Source organism: uncultured Campylobacter sp. (assembly GCF_937996225.1).
In the GTDB taxonomy this organism is placed as follows: domain Bacteria; phylum Campylobacterota; class Campylobacteria; order Campylobacterales; family Campylobacteraceae; genus Campylobacter_B.
On record NZ_CALKTC010000001.1, the window covers coordinates 32,220 to 46,933 of the forward strand.

At 47.1% G+C, this 14,714-nt stretch carries 11 protein-coding genes; 9 read left to right on the plus strand and 2 right to left on the minus strand.

The features are described from left to right. The first annotated feature begins 159 nt into the window (after positions 1 to 159). The 7 genes from Q0174_RS00155 (at position 160) to Q0174_RS00185 (ending at position 10,341) form a co-directional block, all read left to right on the plus strand. The gene (locus tag Q0174_RS00155) at positions 160 to 744 is read left to right on the plus strand and encodes a hypothetical protein (RefSeq protein WP_298040782.1); all 585 of its coding nucleotides are present in this window, start codon (positions 160 to 162) and stop codon (positions 742 to 744) included. Between the two features lie 356 nt (positions 745 to 1,100). Beyond that, a complete protein-coding gene (gene metE / locus Q0174_RS00160; protein WP_298040784.1) occupies positions 1,101 to 3,383 on the plus strand; it encodes a 5-methyltetrahydropteroyltriglutamate--homocysteine S-methyltransferase in 2,283 nt (760 codons plus the stop codon). 1,499 nt (positions 3,384 to 4,882) lie between these two features. Beyond that, a complete protein-coding gene (locus Q0174_RS00165; RefSeq protein WP_298040786.1) occupies positions 4,883 to 6,442 on the plus strand; it encodes an MBOAT family O-acyltransferase in 1,560 nt (519 codons plus the stop codon). Continuing rightward, positions 6,443 to 7,753, plus strand: coding sequence for a DUF459 domain-containing protein (locus Q0174_RS00170; protein ID WP_298040787.1), 1,311 nt, complete (start codon positions 6,443 to 6,445; stop codon positions 7,751 to 7,753). Continuing rightward, complete coding sequence (locus tag Q0174_RS00175) at positions 7,746 to 8,798, plus strand: GDSL-type esterase/lipase family protein (RefSeq protein WP_298040789.1); 1,053 nt, start codon at positions 7,746 to 7,748, stop codon at positions 8,796 to 8,798. Before Q0174_RS00170 ends, Q0174_RS00175 begins: the two co-directional genes overlap by 8 nt. Before the next feature lie 446 nt (positions 8,799 to 9,244). Continuing rightward, positions 9,245 to 9,955 (plus strand): metallophosphoesterase, encoded by a 711-nt coding sequence (locus Q0174_RS00180; protein ID WP_298040791.1) that lies wholly within the window; start codon positions 9,245 to 9,247, stop codon positions 9,953 to 9,955. 152 nt (positions 9,956 to 10,107) lie between these two features. Continuing rightward, on the plus strand, positions 10,108 to 10,341 hold the full coding sequence (locus Q0174_RS00185; protein WP_295098848.1) for a SelT/SelW/SelH family (seleno)protein: 234 nt from the start codon (positions 10,108 to 10,110) through the stop codon (positions 10,339 to 10,341). Between the two features lie 279 nt (positions 10,342 to 10,620). Here the strand turns inward: Q0174_RS00185 and efp are convergent, their stop codons facing one another. After that, entirely contained in the window at positions 10,621 to 11,187 is a 567-nt protein-coding gene (gene efp, locus Q0174_RS00190; protein WP_005871146.1) for an elongation factor P, read from the minus strand. An 88-nt stretch (positions 11,188 to 11,275) separates the two neighbouring features. On the opposite strand from efp, the gene Q0174_RS00195 reads away from it, so the two are divergent. Continuing rightward, positions 11,276 to 12,016 carry a hypothetical protein gene (locus Q0174_RS00195; protein ID WP_298040793.1) on the plus strand — a complete coding sequence of 247 codons (741 nt, stop codon included), beginning with the start codon at positions 11,276 to 11,278 and terminating at the stop codon, positions 12,014 to 12,016. Positions 12,017 to 12,187: 171 nt separating this feature from the next. Here Q0174_RS00195 and Q0174_RS00200 read toward each other — a convergent pair whose 3' ends face one another. Beyond that, positions 12,188 to 12,997 carry a DUF234 domain-containing protein gene (locus tag Q0174_RS00200; protein ID WP_298040796.1) on the minus strand — a complete coding sequence of 270 codons (810 nt, stop codon included), beginning with the start codon at positions 12,995 to 12,997 and terminating at the stop codon, positions 12,188 to 12,190. Positions 12,998 to 13,122: 125 nt separating this feature from the next. Here Q0174_RS00200 and Q0174_RS00205 point away from each other — a divergent pair, with 125 nt between their 5' ends. Then, on the plus strand, positions 13,123 to 14,439 hold the full coding sequence (locus Q0174_RS00205) for an aminotransferase class V-fold PLP-dependent enzyme (protein ID WP_298040798.1): 1,317 nt from the start codon (positions 13,123 to 13,125) through the stop codon (positions 14,437 to 14,439). Positions 14,440 to 14,714 lie beyond the last annotated feature (275 nt).

Consider the following 14,714-nt stretch of genomic DNA (forward strand, 5'->3'; position numbering starts at 1 on the left):
TTAGAGATCTAATAAGAAGTATAGAATTGCAAGGCCTAGTATTTCTTGTTGTGTTGAATACCCTCCTATTTGTCGGGTGTTATATTTACTTTAAATTTGGACCACGTTTTATAAGCTAACGCTAACATAGAGGTTGAAATTTCACCGAAAGGAGTAAAGATGAGAAAATTAGTTGCAAAAGTGGCGCTTCTTAGTTCTTTAGCTGCAGTAAGCGCGATGGCGGAGGGACTTTTCATAGGTGGCGAAGGCGGATACAATTTCAAAAACCAAGCCGCAGGTTTTGATGACGGACAGCCGCAAATCGGCGTTAAGGCCGGATATGACTTCGGCACGTTTAGAGCTTACGGCGGGTATTTTTACGGATTTAAGGGCGAGGATTCCAGCTCGAATGCCAATTCGAAAAGAAAGGTTAAATGGAGTACGCACGATTTCGTAGCCGGTGCGGATTTTACGCCGGAGCTTTTCGGTAGATTTAAGCTCGTCCTAGGTGCTTACACTGGGCTTTCGGTGCTAGATACTGAAGTTAAAATAGACTATAGCAATGGCGGCTGGGTTAGAGCGGACGATACGCTGGGTGGCTTCATTTTGGGCGGCAAGATAGGTACCGCGTATGAGTTTGGCTCCAATAGTGAGATTGAAATGGGCTTTAAAGCAAGCAAGGCGTGGTACAAAGACGGCGATTATATCGAAGATAACGACGGTAAAAAATACGGCGTTTACGCAGGATATAATTATAAATTTTAAGAATTTTCATATTTTGAGGCGTTGCGCTGCTTTCATAGAGCCTTGATGCTCAGTGGCTTTACGGTGTGTCAGGTAAGGCTAGCTTCGTCGCAAGGCTTTACTAAGCTTTAGTAGAATCTTGCGACGAGGTTTAAATTATGATGAATTTAACGCCTTTAAGTTCCATCATCAAATTTTAACTTATAGAATTCCGTCGATAAAAATTCCATCTCGAGTTTTATCGGCGAAATTTCACCTCTGCGCTTTTGGATGAAATTTCGTTCATTTTCGAGATTAGATTAAAATTTTAATGACGGCAAAAGAAATTTTAGATAAAATCAATACTTTCATACCAAAATTTTACTCAAAGGATAGAGATGAAGAGTTACGTTACGGGCTTTCCGCGTATCGGGGAGCAGCGCGAGTTAAAGAAGGCTTTGGAGAGCTATTGGGCGGGTAAGTGCGATTATGACGCGCTGGAGCGGGTCGCCTCAGAGCTAAAAGATCGCCACATCAAATATCAGCTGGATGCTTGGAGCGGCCTAATTAGCGTGAACGACTTTTCATACTACGATCTGATGCTCGATACCAGCGTGCTTTTCGGCGTGATCCCACAGCGCTTTGCGGCTCTTTCGGCGCATGAGCAGTATTTTGCGATGGCGCGCGGCAGCAAAGACGCGGTCGCGATGGAGATGACGAAGTGGTTTAACACAAACTACCACTATATCGTGCCCGAGATCTCTGCATATACGGAATTTAACCTAAATCCTAGTAAAATTTTAAGCGAGTACAAGGCTGCGAAAAATAACGATTTTAAGGATTCCTGCGCGCTAAAGATAAATTTAATCGGACCTATTACCTATCTTGCGCTTAGCAAATCAAGCGACAAAAGCGATCCGCTCGCGCATTTAGAGGCTCTTGCCGCGAAATATGAGGAGCTACTAAAGCTTCTTAGCGAGCTTGATGGCGAGGTCGTGGTTCAGATCGACGAGCCGATCTTCGTGACAGATCGCGCGGCTGAGTTGGCGCCAAAGATCGAGCCTGTTTATCAGCGACTAAGCAAGGCTGCAAGCAACGTAAAAATCATCTTTATGACCTATTTCGAGCACGCGACCGAGGCCGTACGCGAGATAGTAAAGACCGATGTATGGGCGATCGGGCTTGATTTCGTTTACGCAAGCAAAGAGAATATCAAAAAAGAGCTTGAGACTTTAAAAGACGCTAAGACCGTGCTTTTCGCAGGCGTGATCGACGGGCGCAATATCTGGAAGAGCGATATCGATAAAAAGCTAGCCCAACTCAAAGCTATCGAGGCCTACGTGCCTAAGGAGCGTATCTATGTGGGCGCCTCCTGCTCGCTTTTGCACGTGCCTTTCACGCTAAAATATGAGGGCAAACTAAGCGCCGAGATTAAGTCCTGGCTAAGTTTCGCAGTCGAAAAACTAAGCGAAATTTCGATTTTAACCCATATGTTCTTTGAAATTCCGATGTGCGAGCACGGCATGAAAGCTTACGAAGAAAATCAAAAATCTGCCAAAACTCGCGAGAGCTCGCCGCTCATCCACGACGAGAAGGTCTCTGCTCGCGTGAACTCGCTAAGTAAGCTTGAGCGCACCGATCGCTACGAGGATCGCATCAAGGTGCAGAAAAAAGAGCTTGGATATGGAATTTTACCTACCACTACGATCGGCTCCTTTCCGCAGACTGCTGAGCTTCGACAAGTCCGAAATGCCTATAAAAAGGGCTTAATTGGCCGCGAAGCCTACGAGCGCGACATCAAAGCCTACATCGACGACTGCGTCAAATTTCAAGATGAGATCGGCCTGGACGTGCTGGTTCACGGCGAGCCGGAGCGCAACGATATGGTCGAGTATTTCGGCGAGCAGATGAGCGGATATGCGTTTAGCGCCAACGGCTGGGTACAGAGCTACGGCAGCCGCTGCGTGAAACCGCCACTACTTTTCGGCGACGTCAGCCGCCCAAAACCGATGACCGTAGAGTGGATCAAATACGCCCAAAGCCGCACTAAAAAGATTATGAAAGGTATGCTAACGGGACCTGTTACGATGATGAACTGGAGCTTCGTGCGCGACGATAAGCCTCGCGATCAGATAGTAAAACAGCTCGCACTTGCGATTTTTGATGAAATTTCGGATCTGCAAGACGCAGGTATCAAGATCGTTCAGGTGGACGAGGCTGCGTTTAAAGAGGGTTACCCGCTTAGATCCGAAAACATCCCTGCGTATGAAAAATTCGCCGTTAGTGCTTTTAAGCTCGCTGTCAGCGCCGCAAGTGCTCACACGCAGATTCATACGCATATGTGCTATTCGGAGTTTAACGACATAATCAAAACGATAGAGGCGATGGATGCCGACGTCATCAGCATCGAGACTGCTCGCAGTGGCAACGAGCTGCTTCGAGTTTTCAAATCGGTCGGCTATAAGCAAGAGGTCGGTCCGGGCGTTTACGACATCCATAGCCCGCGAATTCCTAGTGTACAGGAACTCGTAAGCCAGATCCGCGCGCTGCTTGAGGTACTTCCGAAAAAGCAGCTGTGGATCAATCCGGACTGCGGCCTAAAAACCCGCAAATGGGAGGAGGTCCGCCCGAGCCTAAAAAATATGGTCGAAGCGGTAAGGATAATCCGCGCAGAAGCATAAATCTAGCGCAAAAAAACTTTGCTGTCGGGCAAAATTCCACCCGGCAGCCATTTTGCGATAGAATTATGTGGAACGTTTATTTCGAGTATGGACCGTTAAAACAGCTGCGCGAAATTTTACTTCGAGCGAGTATTAAAAGGTAGTATGAAATTTCACCGCGTCTGCTTGGCAAGCATATTTGATAGCTGCTAAGTAATACGGCGATGTGAAATTTAGTGCAAGTTTTACGGCTTTTACAGGCGCACAGAGACGGACATTTCTTGAAAATGCGGCGTAAAATTTCATCTCGACTGCTAGCTTGGAATTTCATCGCAACTGCCTGCTTGCTTGAGACGCAGAGCGTAAATTTTATCGCGATTGCCCTAAAGGCAGGTTGAGGTAAGCGATAAAATTTTAAAATTTTCGCAAACCAGTTCTTGCGCACACAGACCTCTTCGCTAGCCTAATAAAAAACGCTGAAATTTGCAATTTTACGCGGCGTTTTATGAGCTACTCGCGCCGCTAAATTAGAATTTCAAAACGCAAGCTAAAGCTGGTATCGTTGCGCTAGAAATTTTAAATTGCAAATTAAAATTTACATTATCTCGTTAGAATGGCTAGGTTACGAAGCGAGATTCGGCTCTGCTACGTTAAATTTCAGCCAAGTCAAAATCTATGTAGCCGCATTAATTTATGACTAATTTCGCCTGGCTAACCTGAAGTTGCGTCGCGTTAAATTCGAGTTAGAGCCAAAATTTTACGACGCGGAACTCATTGATTTTAACTTGCGTTTTGTTCGAAAGAGCGAGGCTGGCGCAAGGCGCATTTACGCTGCCACGAAATTTAAAAGAGACTTTATGGTGGCGTAGGTTTTGCAATTTGTAGTAAAAATTAAAAGCTATGATTTTGGCTCATAAGGCGCAGCTTTTAGATGGTTTCTATCACGCCTTAAAGTGAGATTTTACTTAGTAATTTTGCGCGGCAGATTTTAACAGGCGGAATTTTATCATCGCTGCAAAATTTAGGCTTTTAGATTTTATTTTGTAGAATTTTGGCCCTCATAGTTGCGATAAAAGGCAGCTCATCTTATTTCGTAGGATTTTAGCGGCGTCGCGCGCCTAATTTATATGGCATGATCCAAGGCGCTTATTTTGAAATCCTGCGGGTAGAACCTATGAGACTGCGTTTGCGAGGTTTTGTAAGAATTTGATGGCAAACCGCTCAGCGCGTTTAAAAATTTTATTCGTGTGTAGAGCTCTCATTTGCATTTTAAATTTTGCCATTGTGGCGGAATTTTGCTCACGTGGTAAGGGCTTGCATGCAAGCTGTCCGTGAATCTAAGAAGGATTTGGACGCTAGATTTATTAGAGCGTTTAGCGGCGCAATGCCGTGCCTGCGCATAAAATTTCGCGCTGCAAGCGATTAAAAAAAAGTTTTTGGCTTTTTCGCTTCGTATAAATTTCGCGCCGCGAGCGTTTAAAAGCCGCAAGAGCTTTAAAAATTTAAATTGGAAAGATTGAATGACATTTTTTTCGCCTGAGTTTGTCCTTGCTTTTTTAGTGTTTTTAATCGTTTATTGGACGCTCAAAAATCATATTTTCGCGCAAAAAATCCTGATCCTGTTAGCAAGCTATGGCTTCATGTGCTCCGTAAATCCGCGCTTTGCGCTGGTACTTGCGGCCTATAGTGCTTTCGTATATTTTGCAGGTGTGTGTATCGCGCGCGCTAATCGCGTAGTCGCAAAAGCCATACCGCCCGCAAAGCAGTCTTCGCGCAAGAAAAAGCTATCGCGTAAAGCGGCAGCCAAGCAGATGAGCGCAACAAAACAAGCTGGCATAGTCAAGCAGGTGCAAGAAGCGGGGTTAGCGAAGCAGATTCCGTTACCAACTGCGAAGGCGCGTGCGGTGATGCTTGCGGCGGTTGCTTGCGGCTTATTTTTTCTCGCATTTTTTAAATATTACGGCTACGTCAGGGAGTTTTTCAATGCCGCGCTTGCCGCACTGCACCTAGGTGCCGTAGATAGCGTGGCGTTTCCGCTTGGAATTTCATATTATGTTTTTATGTCGATCACCTATTTCGTCTCGGTTTATAGGCGCGAATGCGGCGAGCAGGGCTTTTTGAGCTTGGCGTGCTTTTTAGCGTTTTTCCCTAGCGTCGTGATGGGTCCTATCGGGCGCGCTAGCGCTGCCAAGGGCGTAGAGCCAGTACTGCCGCAGTTTGATCGCTTCAAGCACTTTGGCAATGCCGATGAAATTTATGTGCTTATAATTTTTGCCTTAGTTAAGATGTTGCTTATTAGCGGCTATTTGGGCGTGTATTATAGCGATGTGATTTCGGGCGTTTACGGCGATGAGCCTGAGTCCTCCGCGGCGCAAATTCTAGCTGCACTGCTACTTTATGGCGTGGTGCTTTATACGAATTTTAGCGGCTTTATCGATATGGCGCGGGCTCTTGGGCTTGCGATGGGCTTTAAGCTGCCTCAGAATTTTAATATGCCCTATGCGGCTAAGAATTTAGGCGAGTTTTGGGATCGCTGGCATATCAGCTTATCCACGTTTATACGCGATTATATTTATATCCCGCTCGGCGGCTCGCGCAATGGCTTTGCGCGCACCTGCGTAAATTTGCTAATCGCGTTTGCGCTATCTGGTATCTGGCATGGCGCGGGATTAAATTTTTTGATTTGGGGGCTTTTGCACGGAGTGGCGCTTGTATTTTTAAAATGTCTTGCCAAAGTGGGCGTAAAGCCGCTAAATCCACATTTGGCGCTATTTTGCACCTATATTTTTGTAAGTTTCGCTTGGATTTTTTTCGCCAATTCCCTTACAGATGCGGCGGCGATTTTGAGCGCTTTTACCCGCGCACGAGCTTTCGGAGATATTAGCGAGCTAGCGGCGCTTGCGGTGATTTTAGCGGGGATTTTTGTTTATCCTAAAATTTCAGCTCTTAAAGATACTTTGATCGCGCTTTTTGCCGAGCTGCCGTTTTTACCTAAAGCTCTCGTGCTCGGCGTGATATTCACGCTGATTTTCGCGCTGATGCCAAGCGGAATTCCAAATTTCATCTACGCAGGATTTTAGATGCTTAGGTTTGTTTCGACTCTGCTTTTTGCGCTGCTTTTCTCAGCATTTTTTATGCAAGGCTCGCTGCTTTATTATTTGGAGCAGCGATTTCACGATGACTTTGGGCTAGAAGAATGGCTGCGCCACTCGCCGTTTCGCGTAGGCGGAGAGATCTACGAAAAGATTGCAAATGGCGCAGATAAGCTTGAGCAGCGTATCAAAGGCGAGGACATTAGCAAGGATGAGGACGCAAGTCCGCATAGCGGAAGCAAAAATTTTAAAAAACCTGCGCAAGATCGTATGGCGGAAAATCAAGCTTTGCAAAGCACGAGGGTGCGAGATCACGATGCTTCGCAAAGCGTTAAGCCGCAAGGTAGCAAGCCGCAGGCTCATGCTACAAAGAATTCTGCCTTAAATAATTCTACGCATCATTTAAAAACGCGCGATTCTGCGCAGGAGCCTTACGAACAAAATTCCATCCCTCAAAATTCTACTTCGCAAAATTCCGTGTCACAAAGCCAGACTACAACAAGCTCTGTGCCGCACAGCTCCTCTGCGTCGCAAAATCCCGTCACGGCAAGCGCAACCTTGCAAAGCGGCGAAAATTCCAATTCTCAACTCCCTGCTTCGCAGGCTTTGGAGCAGAATTTAACGACGCAAAGCTCCGCGGAGATTGATGCTAAAATTTCGCTTAGCGACGATGGCAAAATCCGCCTAAATGCAGGTGATGAGGTACTTTTTATGGGCGATAGCCTGATGCAATACGTGGGGATGAACGCTAAGAAATTTTTCCCGAAGCGAAGCCTGAGGGTGATCGATCTTAGCAAGCAATCGACGGGGCTTGCGAGTAAGAAATCCTTTGACTGGCAAAAGACGCTCGATACCGCGCTTAGAGAGAATGGCGGCGTTAAGCTCGTAGTTGTGCTTCTGGGAGCCAATGACGTCTGGGAGTACCGCGCGGGCGGCAAAACCTATGGTATTAAAACGCCGCGTTGGCGAGAGTTTTACGCTTCAAGGGTGCGCGAGATCTACGATACGGCGCACTCGCACGGCGCGGGAGTGCTGTGGCTAGCGATGCCGTGTATGCAAAAGCCGGATTTTGAGGAGAAAACGCAGCTGCTAAATCAAATATATGCCGACGCTAGTATGGTGCTTGGCGGGTATTTTATGCAAACAACCCCGCTGGTGTGCGAAAAAGGCGTCTATAAAACCTATCTGCAAAGCGGCTCCAAGCTCGTGCGCGTGCGCCAAGACGACGGCATTCATATGAGCAAAGAGGGTTGCGAAGCGGTAGCGAAAGAAATTTTATCAAGGATAGAAGTTGAGTAAGTTTATGGTCATTTTATTTGCCGCTTTATTAGGCGGATGTGCAGCAAACGCAGGCGTTCGCGGCATAAATTCCGCAAATGCAAAAAGCTCTGCGGGCTTTGGAGTGAAATTTTTTGGCGATTCGCATTTAGGAAGCGACGCGCTGATAGATGCTTTCAGGCATGGTTTTTTCGTGCAAAACAGCGTCGGCTTCGTGCCTGCAATGATGCCTAAATATCACAAAAGCGAAAATATAGAATTTAAGCAAAGCGGCTTTAATGTAATCTCATCCCGCACCGAGCAAGACCCCGATTTCCCACTATGCGGAGTGATCGCTACCGGCAAAAAGGGCGCTAATGTGCGACTGGAGCTAAAGCAGCTTAGCGGCGATTTTTACGTCGAAATTTTACATAAATCGGATCAGGGCGGCGAGATTTTTCGCGTGCGCGATGCAAGTGGGCTAAGCGCGTATATTTCGCAAGAAGTGCCGCAGAAATGGGAGTATTCTAAGATGCGACTTAGATTTCCGATCGAAATTCGATCGCTGCGTGATGGAGCAGAGCTTGGAGGATATAAAATTTATCGTAAAAACGCGCGCTTTGCGGACTCTTGCGCGAGTAACGGCGCGTTTAGCAACCTCTACGAAAAATGGGGTGCAGATGCCTTTGGTAGGGATTTTTCGGGACTTAGATACGATCTCGTAGTCATCGCTTATGGCACAAACGATGCGATGGATCCGAAATTTGACGAGCAAAAATTTTATCAGAGCATCCGCGGACTTATTCGTAGCGTCCACTCCGCGAGCCCGGGCGCAAAAATCCTGCTCGTAGCGCCGCCGCGAAGCCCTAAAGTGCCAAACGCCTCACGCGCTGCGGAGGTGCTAGCGCATCTGGCGCGAGACGAAGGGGCGATGTTTTACGACATAGCCGGTCTTATGGATGAGGATGGCGGCTGGCGCGGCTGGCGCGAGCGTGGGCTGATCCGCCCTGACGAAATCCACTTGCAAAAAGAGGGCTACGAAAAAATCGGCGCAGCGCTAGCGACGAAATTGCGCGGCAGGCTTTAAATTTAATCTTTAAATTTAGGCGGCTCGCCGTGGAATTTATAAAGTTCGTTGTGAAAATTTACAAAGCTCTTTGTAGAAATTGCACAATCCGCCGCTAAATTTATGTGGTTCGCTATAAATTTACAAAATTCGTCGCTAAATTTAAAATTTAGCGGCAGTAAGCAAAGCTGCGCCTACTTGGATTTCGCCGCTTAAATCTGCGCCGCGGAATTTAAATCAGAAGCTGCGGCTTTAAATTTACGCGTCGATAGGCTTGATGCCTGTGCTTTTAAAATATGTCGCCCAAATTTACGCTTTTAATTTGGATTAAATTTATGTGGTTACGGCTAGGGGCGAAAGGTCTGTGCGGTGTGCGCTGCGTAAAATTTAGCGCTTAAAATTTCATTCGCATGGGTTGCGACAAAGCGCGGCGAGTTAAATTTAAGAAAGCAAAAAAGGAGAGGCAGATGATATATCTTTGCGGTGATACGCACGGAATAAACGAGATCGGTAAAATAACGAACAAAGCCTTTGCGGGCGGGCTTAGCGCCGATGATTTCGTCATCGTGCTCGGAGATTTTGGGCTGTTTTGGAGCGAGCGGATAGATGAGTTTATGGCGCGCAAAAATATAGAAAGATATTTCCCTGCCACGCTTCTTTTCATAGACGGCAACCATGAAAATTTCGATATGTTGGACGAGCTGCCGCGCGAGCGGAAATTCGGAGGCACCGTGGGCGTGGGCGGCGAGAATATTTTTTGGCTGCGGCGCGGCGAAATTTACGAGATTGCAGAGCGACAATTTTTGTGTTTCGGCGGCGCGCTTAGCGTCGATAAGGCACATCGGATACCGGGGCTTAGCTGGTGGGCGCGCGAGATTCCAAGCGAGGAGGAGTTTGCTTGCGCGATGCGAAATGCGCGCGATTTCATCGCTACGGGTGGGCGAATAGACGCGGTGCTAAGCCACACGGCGCCGGGGTTTGCGATGAAATTTTTAAAAGAATACCTTTGGTGTGGCAAAAGTACTCCCGATAAAACGTCTGAGTATTTAGAGAGAATCTTTGAGCTCATAAAGCCTGCGCGGTGGTATTTCGGACACTTTCACGGCGATAAGAAATTCCGCGCGCACGGCTGCGATTTTTATCTCTGCTACGATGAAATTTTAAAATTTGAGGACTAGCCTTGGGCTCACAGCAGTGAAATTCCAAGCTTTGCAAATGGTGAAATTCGCTCGTAAATTTTAAATGCTGAGGCGCGCGGAACCCCAACTTTTATATTAAAATTTAAGCTAGTTTGGCTACAATGTGGCACTTTTTTTAGAAAGGAATAAAGATGAAGGTTGTAATTACTTATTGTAATTCTTGATCTTATAGACCGCAAGCTCTCCGTGTGAGAGATGAAATAACAAGCGTCTATAAGGATGCAGTTGTCGAGTTGGCCCCTGGTGGCAGCGGAGACTTTCTAGTAGAAGTTGACGGCAGAAAGCTTTTCTTCAATAAAGATTTTGCTAAGCCTCGTTTCCCAAGTGAAGGTGAAATTTTAAATCTAATTAAAGTTGCAGCCTAGCTCAAAGCCTGAAAGCGGGTCGTAAGATTTGCTTTCGGGCGTTTTTATACTCAAATTTCAAATCCGTAAATTTAATCATAAAACCATTTTAAATTTTGCCAAAATCAGCGCTACGCAAAATTGAGATTAAATGATCTCGAATTTCGGCGAATTCGAAAAGCTATTTTAATCAAAATTTACGCAACGGCCGCGGTTTAAATTTTATCGTCCGGAGTTTATAAATTTTAAAAGAAAGAGGAATTTTTGCGAAATCAAAATTTCGCAAAACAGGGAGGGGGATTATTTATTCGCGCGCTCGATATACTCGCCGCGGACGGTATCTACGCGGATGACCTCGCCTTCGAGCACGTGAAATGGGATCTGTACCACGGCGCCCGTCTCAAGCGTGGCGGGCTTTTTATTGCTGCCCTGCGTATCGCCGCGGAAATTTGGCGCAGTTTCTACGATTTTAAGCTCCACCACCTGCGGTACATCCACGCCGATCGCTTTGCCGTTGTAAAACATTATATTTACCATCATGCCATCTAGCATCCATTTTTTCGCCTCGCCCACGTCCTCGTCGCTGATCGCGATTTGCTCGTAGCTATCGGTATCCATGAACTGACACGCCTCGCCGTCATCGTAGAGATACTGCATCTCTTTTTCCTCAAGATTCGGCGCTTCGCATTTATCGCCCGCATGGAAGGTCTTTTCAAGCACTTTGCCATCTATAAAAGATTTTATTTTAACGCGCACGAAAGCTGGCCCTTTGCCCGGTTTTACGTGTTGGTATTCTATGATTTTAAACGGAATTCCGTCCACCTCGATTTTTAGACCTTTTTTTAGATCGCCCATTGAATAAGCCATAAATTTCTCCTTAAATTGATAGGGCGCGATTATAACAAATTTTATTTTAAATTGATATAATTGGCGAAATTTTAAGGGGAGGGAAGCTATGAAAAAAATCATCTACGTTTTGGCTGCGTGTGCGGCTTTTGTGCTTGGCGCGAATGCGAACGAAGCGGAGTTCGTAAAAAACCTAAAGCAAAGTCTAAATGATAAAAACGCTCAGCTCATCTCGATCGACAAACTAAACTCGCTAAACGGGCTAAATTTACTAATCGTCCGCTCGGGCGATAAAAAAGAGGCATTTTTAGCCAGCGACGACGGCAAAAGCCTAGTGGCAGTAACTGAGGAGCCCAAATTTGCGGACGCGGCGGATGCGGCGCTGTTTAAGATGAGAACTCAAATTTTAAAGGACGCCAGGGACGCCGCCGCGCTTGAGCTGCTAAAGAGCATAAATCCCGCGAGATTCGCCTATATCGAGTCGTTTGATAAAAACAACCCCTATATGACCTATATCGTAGGCGATCCGGAGTGTCCGTACTGCGCCGAGGAGATGAAAAGGATCACGAAGCACCTTCGCAATAGCAACGTAAAATTGATCTTTGCGCCGGTGCACGGCAAGAGCGCGTTTATCAAATCGGCGCTGATTTTAAAGCGTCTAAAAGCCCTCTCTCCGAGCGATCAAAAGGGCGCGATCGACGTGATCGAGAAATACTATAACAAGGACGTGCAGGTAGGCGATGCGGACGTCTCAAAGGCCGAGCTTGACGCCGTGTATGCGGACACCAAGACGCTCTTTTCCAAAGGCGTGATCAAATCAGTCCCATACGTGATCAAGGTGAAAAAATAGTCTGAATTTACGGAATTTAGGGCGCGAGGTTTGTGTGCGAGCTGAAATTTTATATTGATTGTAACCCGGCAATTCTAAATTTAAAACGATACATCTTCTAAAAGCACGCCCAAGCGATTTGCTTGGGCGTGTAATTATATGCGCTGCCATCGGGCTTTTTTAGCGCGCAGTTCAAAGTAAAATTTTAAAATCATCAAGCGAAAAGAGTAAAATTTTATCGTTTTTTAGGTTTCGTAGTTCGCCGCTAAAGCCGCTTTTGGAAAACAGCGCGAGTAGATCGGGCGCGAGGCACGCTTTTTCGCATTTTAACATTAGCTCGTTTAGCACGTTTTTTGAAATTTTTCGCTCCTTGTATTTGCACTCGCCCGCGATGCAAAAGCTCTCAAATTTCGCGTAGATGTCGATCTCGACCTCTTTGTTCCAAAAGCTCGAAATTTGCGAAATCTCTAAATTTAAATACTTCGCGAGCAACTCTTTGCTTAAAATTTCAAACCCGAGCCCCGCGTAGGCGTTGAAATCCGCTTTGATCAGGCTTAGCACGCGCCCTATTTCGCCACGTCGCAGCGCGGGCAGGTTCGGCTCGATAAATCTAAACCAAAACCTCGCAAAGTTGCTGCTGAAATGGACCTTGTCCGTGATATGGTAGCGGCGCAGCGCGCGCGGGAGGCGGTCGTTTTTACGGGCTTTTTGCGCCCTTTGCTCGCTTGATTTTTCGGTGATTAGAAACTTCGCGTTTATGAGATCTGCGGTGATTTTTTGCGCTGTAAATCGCGGCAAGATTTTTGAAATTCCTATTTTTTTGCGGTCGCTTCTAGCGAATTTCATCAGCGCTTTTTTGATCTGCTCTTCGCACTCGCCGCCGAATTTAAAACGCTCGCCGAGACGTTCAAAGCAGAGCAAAATTTCATTTTCGATCGCTTCGAAAACGTCCGCGTAGCCGCTTATGCAACCTATCTCGTCAAATACGAAATGAAACTGCAAAATCGCGTCGATACCAACATCGCCTAAATTTCGCGCAGTGTCTTTTAACTCGTAAATTTCGCCCTCCTTGCGGGCGTAATTTTAGCGAGTTTGGATATAATTTGCAAAAATTTTGGAGTCGCGCTTTGGATTTTCTAACGATCAAAGAAAACATCATCTTAAAAGAAGGGGTCAAATACTTCGATTGCGCCGCCTCGGGCCTTGCGTATCGCCCTATAGAAGCAGAGATCGAGCGCGTGCTTGCAACATATGCCAACGTCCACTCCGCAGGCGGAGAGAGCGCCGAGATCACGAGCGATTACTACGAAAATGCAAGAGCCAAAATCAAAGAGCTTCTGGGCTGCGAGGAGCGCTACTACCTGATCTCCTGCGGTTTCGGCGCGACTGCGGCGATAAAGAAGCTCTGGGAAATTCTAGGCATCTACCTGCCGCCTGCTACGCGAGACAGGTTCGGCTTGCGGCGCGAGAGCATAAAAGAGCTGCCGCTTTTCATCATCTCGCCTTTTGAGCATCACTCCGTTGAAATTAGCCTAAGGCAGGGGCTTTGCGAGGTCGTGCGCGTGCCGCCGGATCCAAGCGGGCTGATGGATTTTGCGCGCTTGGGCGAAATACTATCAGCAAACAAAGGGCGCGAAATTTACGGCGTGCTTACCGCGGCATCAAACGTGACGGGGCTTAAGATAGACTACAAGCGCGCTTACTTGATGCTAAAAGCGCACGGCGGGCGGCTGTTTGTGGATGCTAGCGCGCTCATCGCGCACGAAAACGTAGATACCAGCTTTTGCGACGGAGTGTTTTTCGGCGCGCACAAGCTTTTGGGCGGCGTGGGCGCTAGCGGGATTTTGGCGGTGCGAAAGGAGCTTTTGCGCGGCGAGGAGCCGACATTCGCGGGAGGCGGCACGATCAAATACGCAGATGCCCTAACGCAGCGCTTTATAATCGATAAGGAGCGCCTAGAAGAGGCGGGCACGCCGGGCATCATCGCGCTGGTACGAACCTATCTTGCTCTAAAGCTTCGCAAAAGCGCGGGACTAGAGGCGATCAAATCGCGCGAAGAGGCGATCTGCAGGCGCTTCATAAGTGAAATTCCAAAAATCCCCGAGATTGAAATTTACGGCAATCTTACCGCGCCGCGCGTGCCGATCTTTGCTTTTAATATGAAAGGTCTCGGCGCAGACGCGCTAGCCGGGGTGCTCGGGCAGAAATTTGAGATCCAGACCCGCGCAGGCTGCGACTGTGCAGCACCTTACGGCTTTGATCTACTCGGTTTACAACCCGATACCGAAATGTCGCGCAAACCCGCTTGGGTGCGGGCTAGCTTCTCGTTCATCCATGACGAAAGCGACGTGGATTTCTTGGCGGAGGCGCTAAGACAGATCGCTCAGATCCGCGATAAAATCACCTTCGTAGCAGGCAAATACCGCTGCGGCAGCATAAATTAAGCTCGCGGAATTTTGTAGCAAGAGCTGCTTTTAAATTTTAGGGTGCGGGGTTTTGCGACATAAAATTTTGCCGGTGAAATTTCGCAGCTTGGAATTTTAAAGCGTAGAATTTTATGCGCGGCTCGGGCAGCAGATATTCCGTGCCGATTGGAACGCGGAATTCTTCGGCATAAATTTCGCGGCGCGGAATTTTGAAATTTTAAATTACGAGCTGAATTCTATCGGTAAATTTTGTGCTGAGGAATTTTGCGCCGTGAAATTTGAGCGGTAGAATT

Bases quoted from the DNA above. Each gene is read 5' to 3' on its own strand.
- Q0174_RS00155 (WP_298040782.1), top strand. From the start codon at position 160: ATGAGAAAATTAGTTGCAAAAGTGGCGCTTCTTAGTTCTTTAGCTGCA.
- metE (WP_298040784.1), top strand. From the start codon at position 1,101: ATGAAGAGTTACGTTACGGGCTTTCCGCGTATCGGGGAGCAGCGCGAG.
- Q0174_RS00165 (WP_298040786.1), top strand. From the start codon at position 4,883: ATGACATTTTTTTCGCCTGAGTTTGTCCTTGCTTTTTTAGTGTTTTTA.
- Q0174_RS00170 (WP_298040787.1), top strand. From the start codon at position 6,443: ATGCTTAGGTTTGTTTCGACTCTGCTTTTTGCGCTGCTTTTCTCAGCA.
- Q0174_RS00180 (WP_298040791.1), top strand. From the start codon at position 9,245: ATGATATATCTTTGCGGTGATACGCACGGAATAAACGAGATCGGTAAA.
- efp (WP_005871146.1), bottom strand. From the start codon at position 11,187: ATGGCTTATTCAATGGGCGATCTAAAAAAAGGTCTAAAAATCGAGGTG.
- Q0174_RS00195 (WP_298040793.1), top strand. From the start codon at position 11,276: ATGAAAAAAATCATCTACGTTTTGGCTGCGTGTGCGGCTTTTGTGCTT.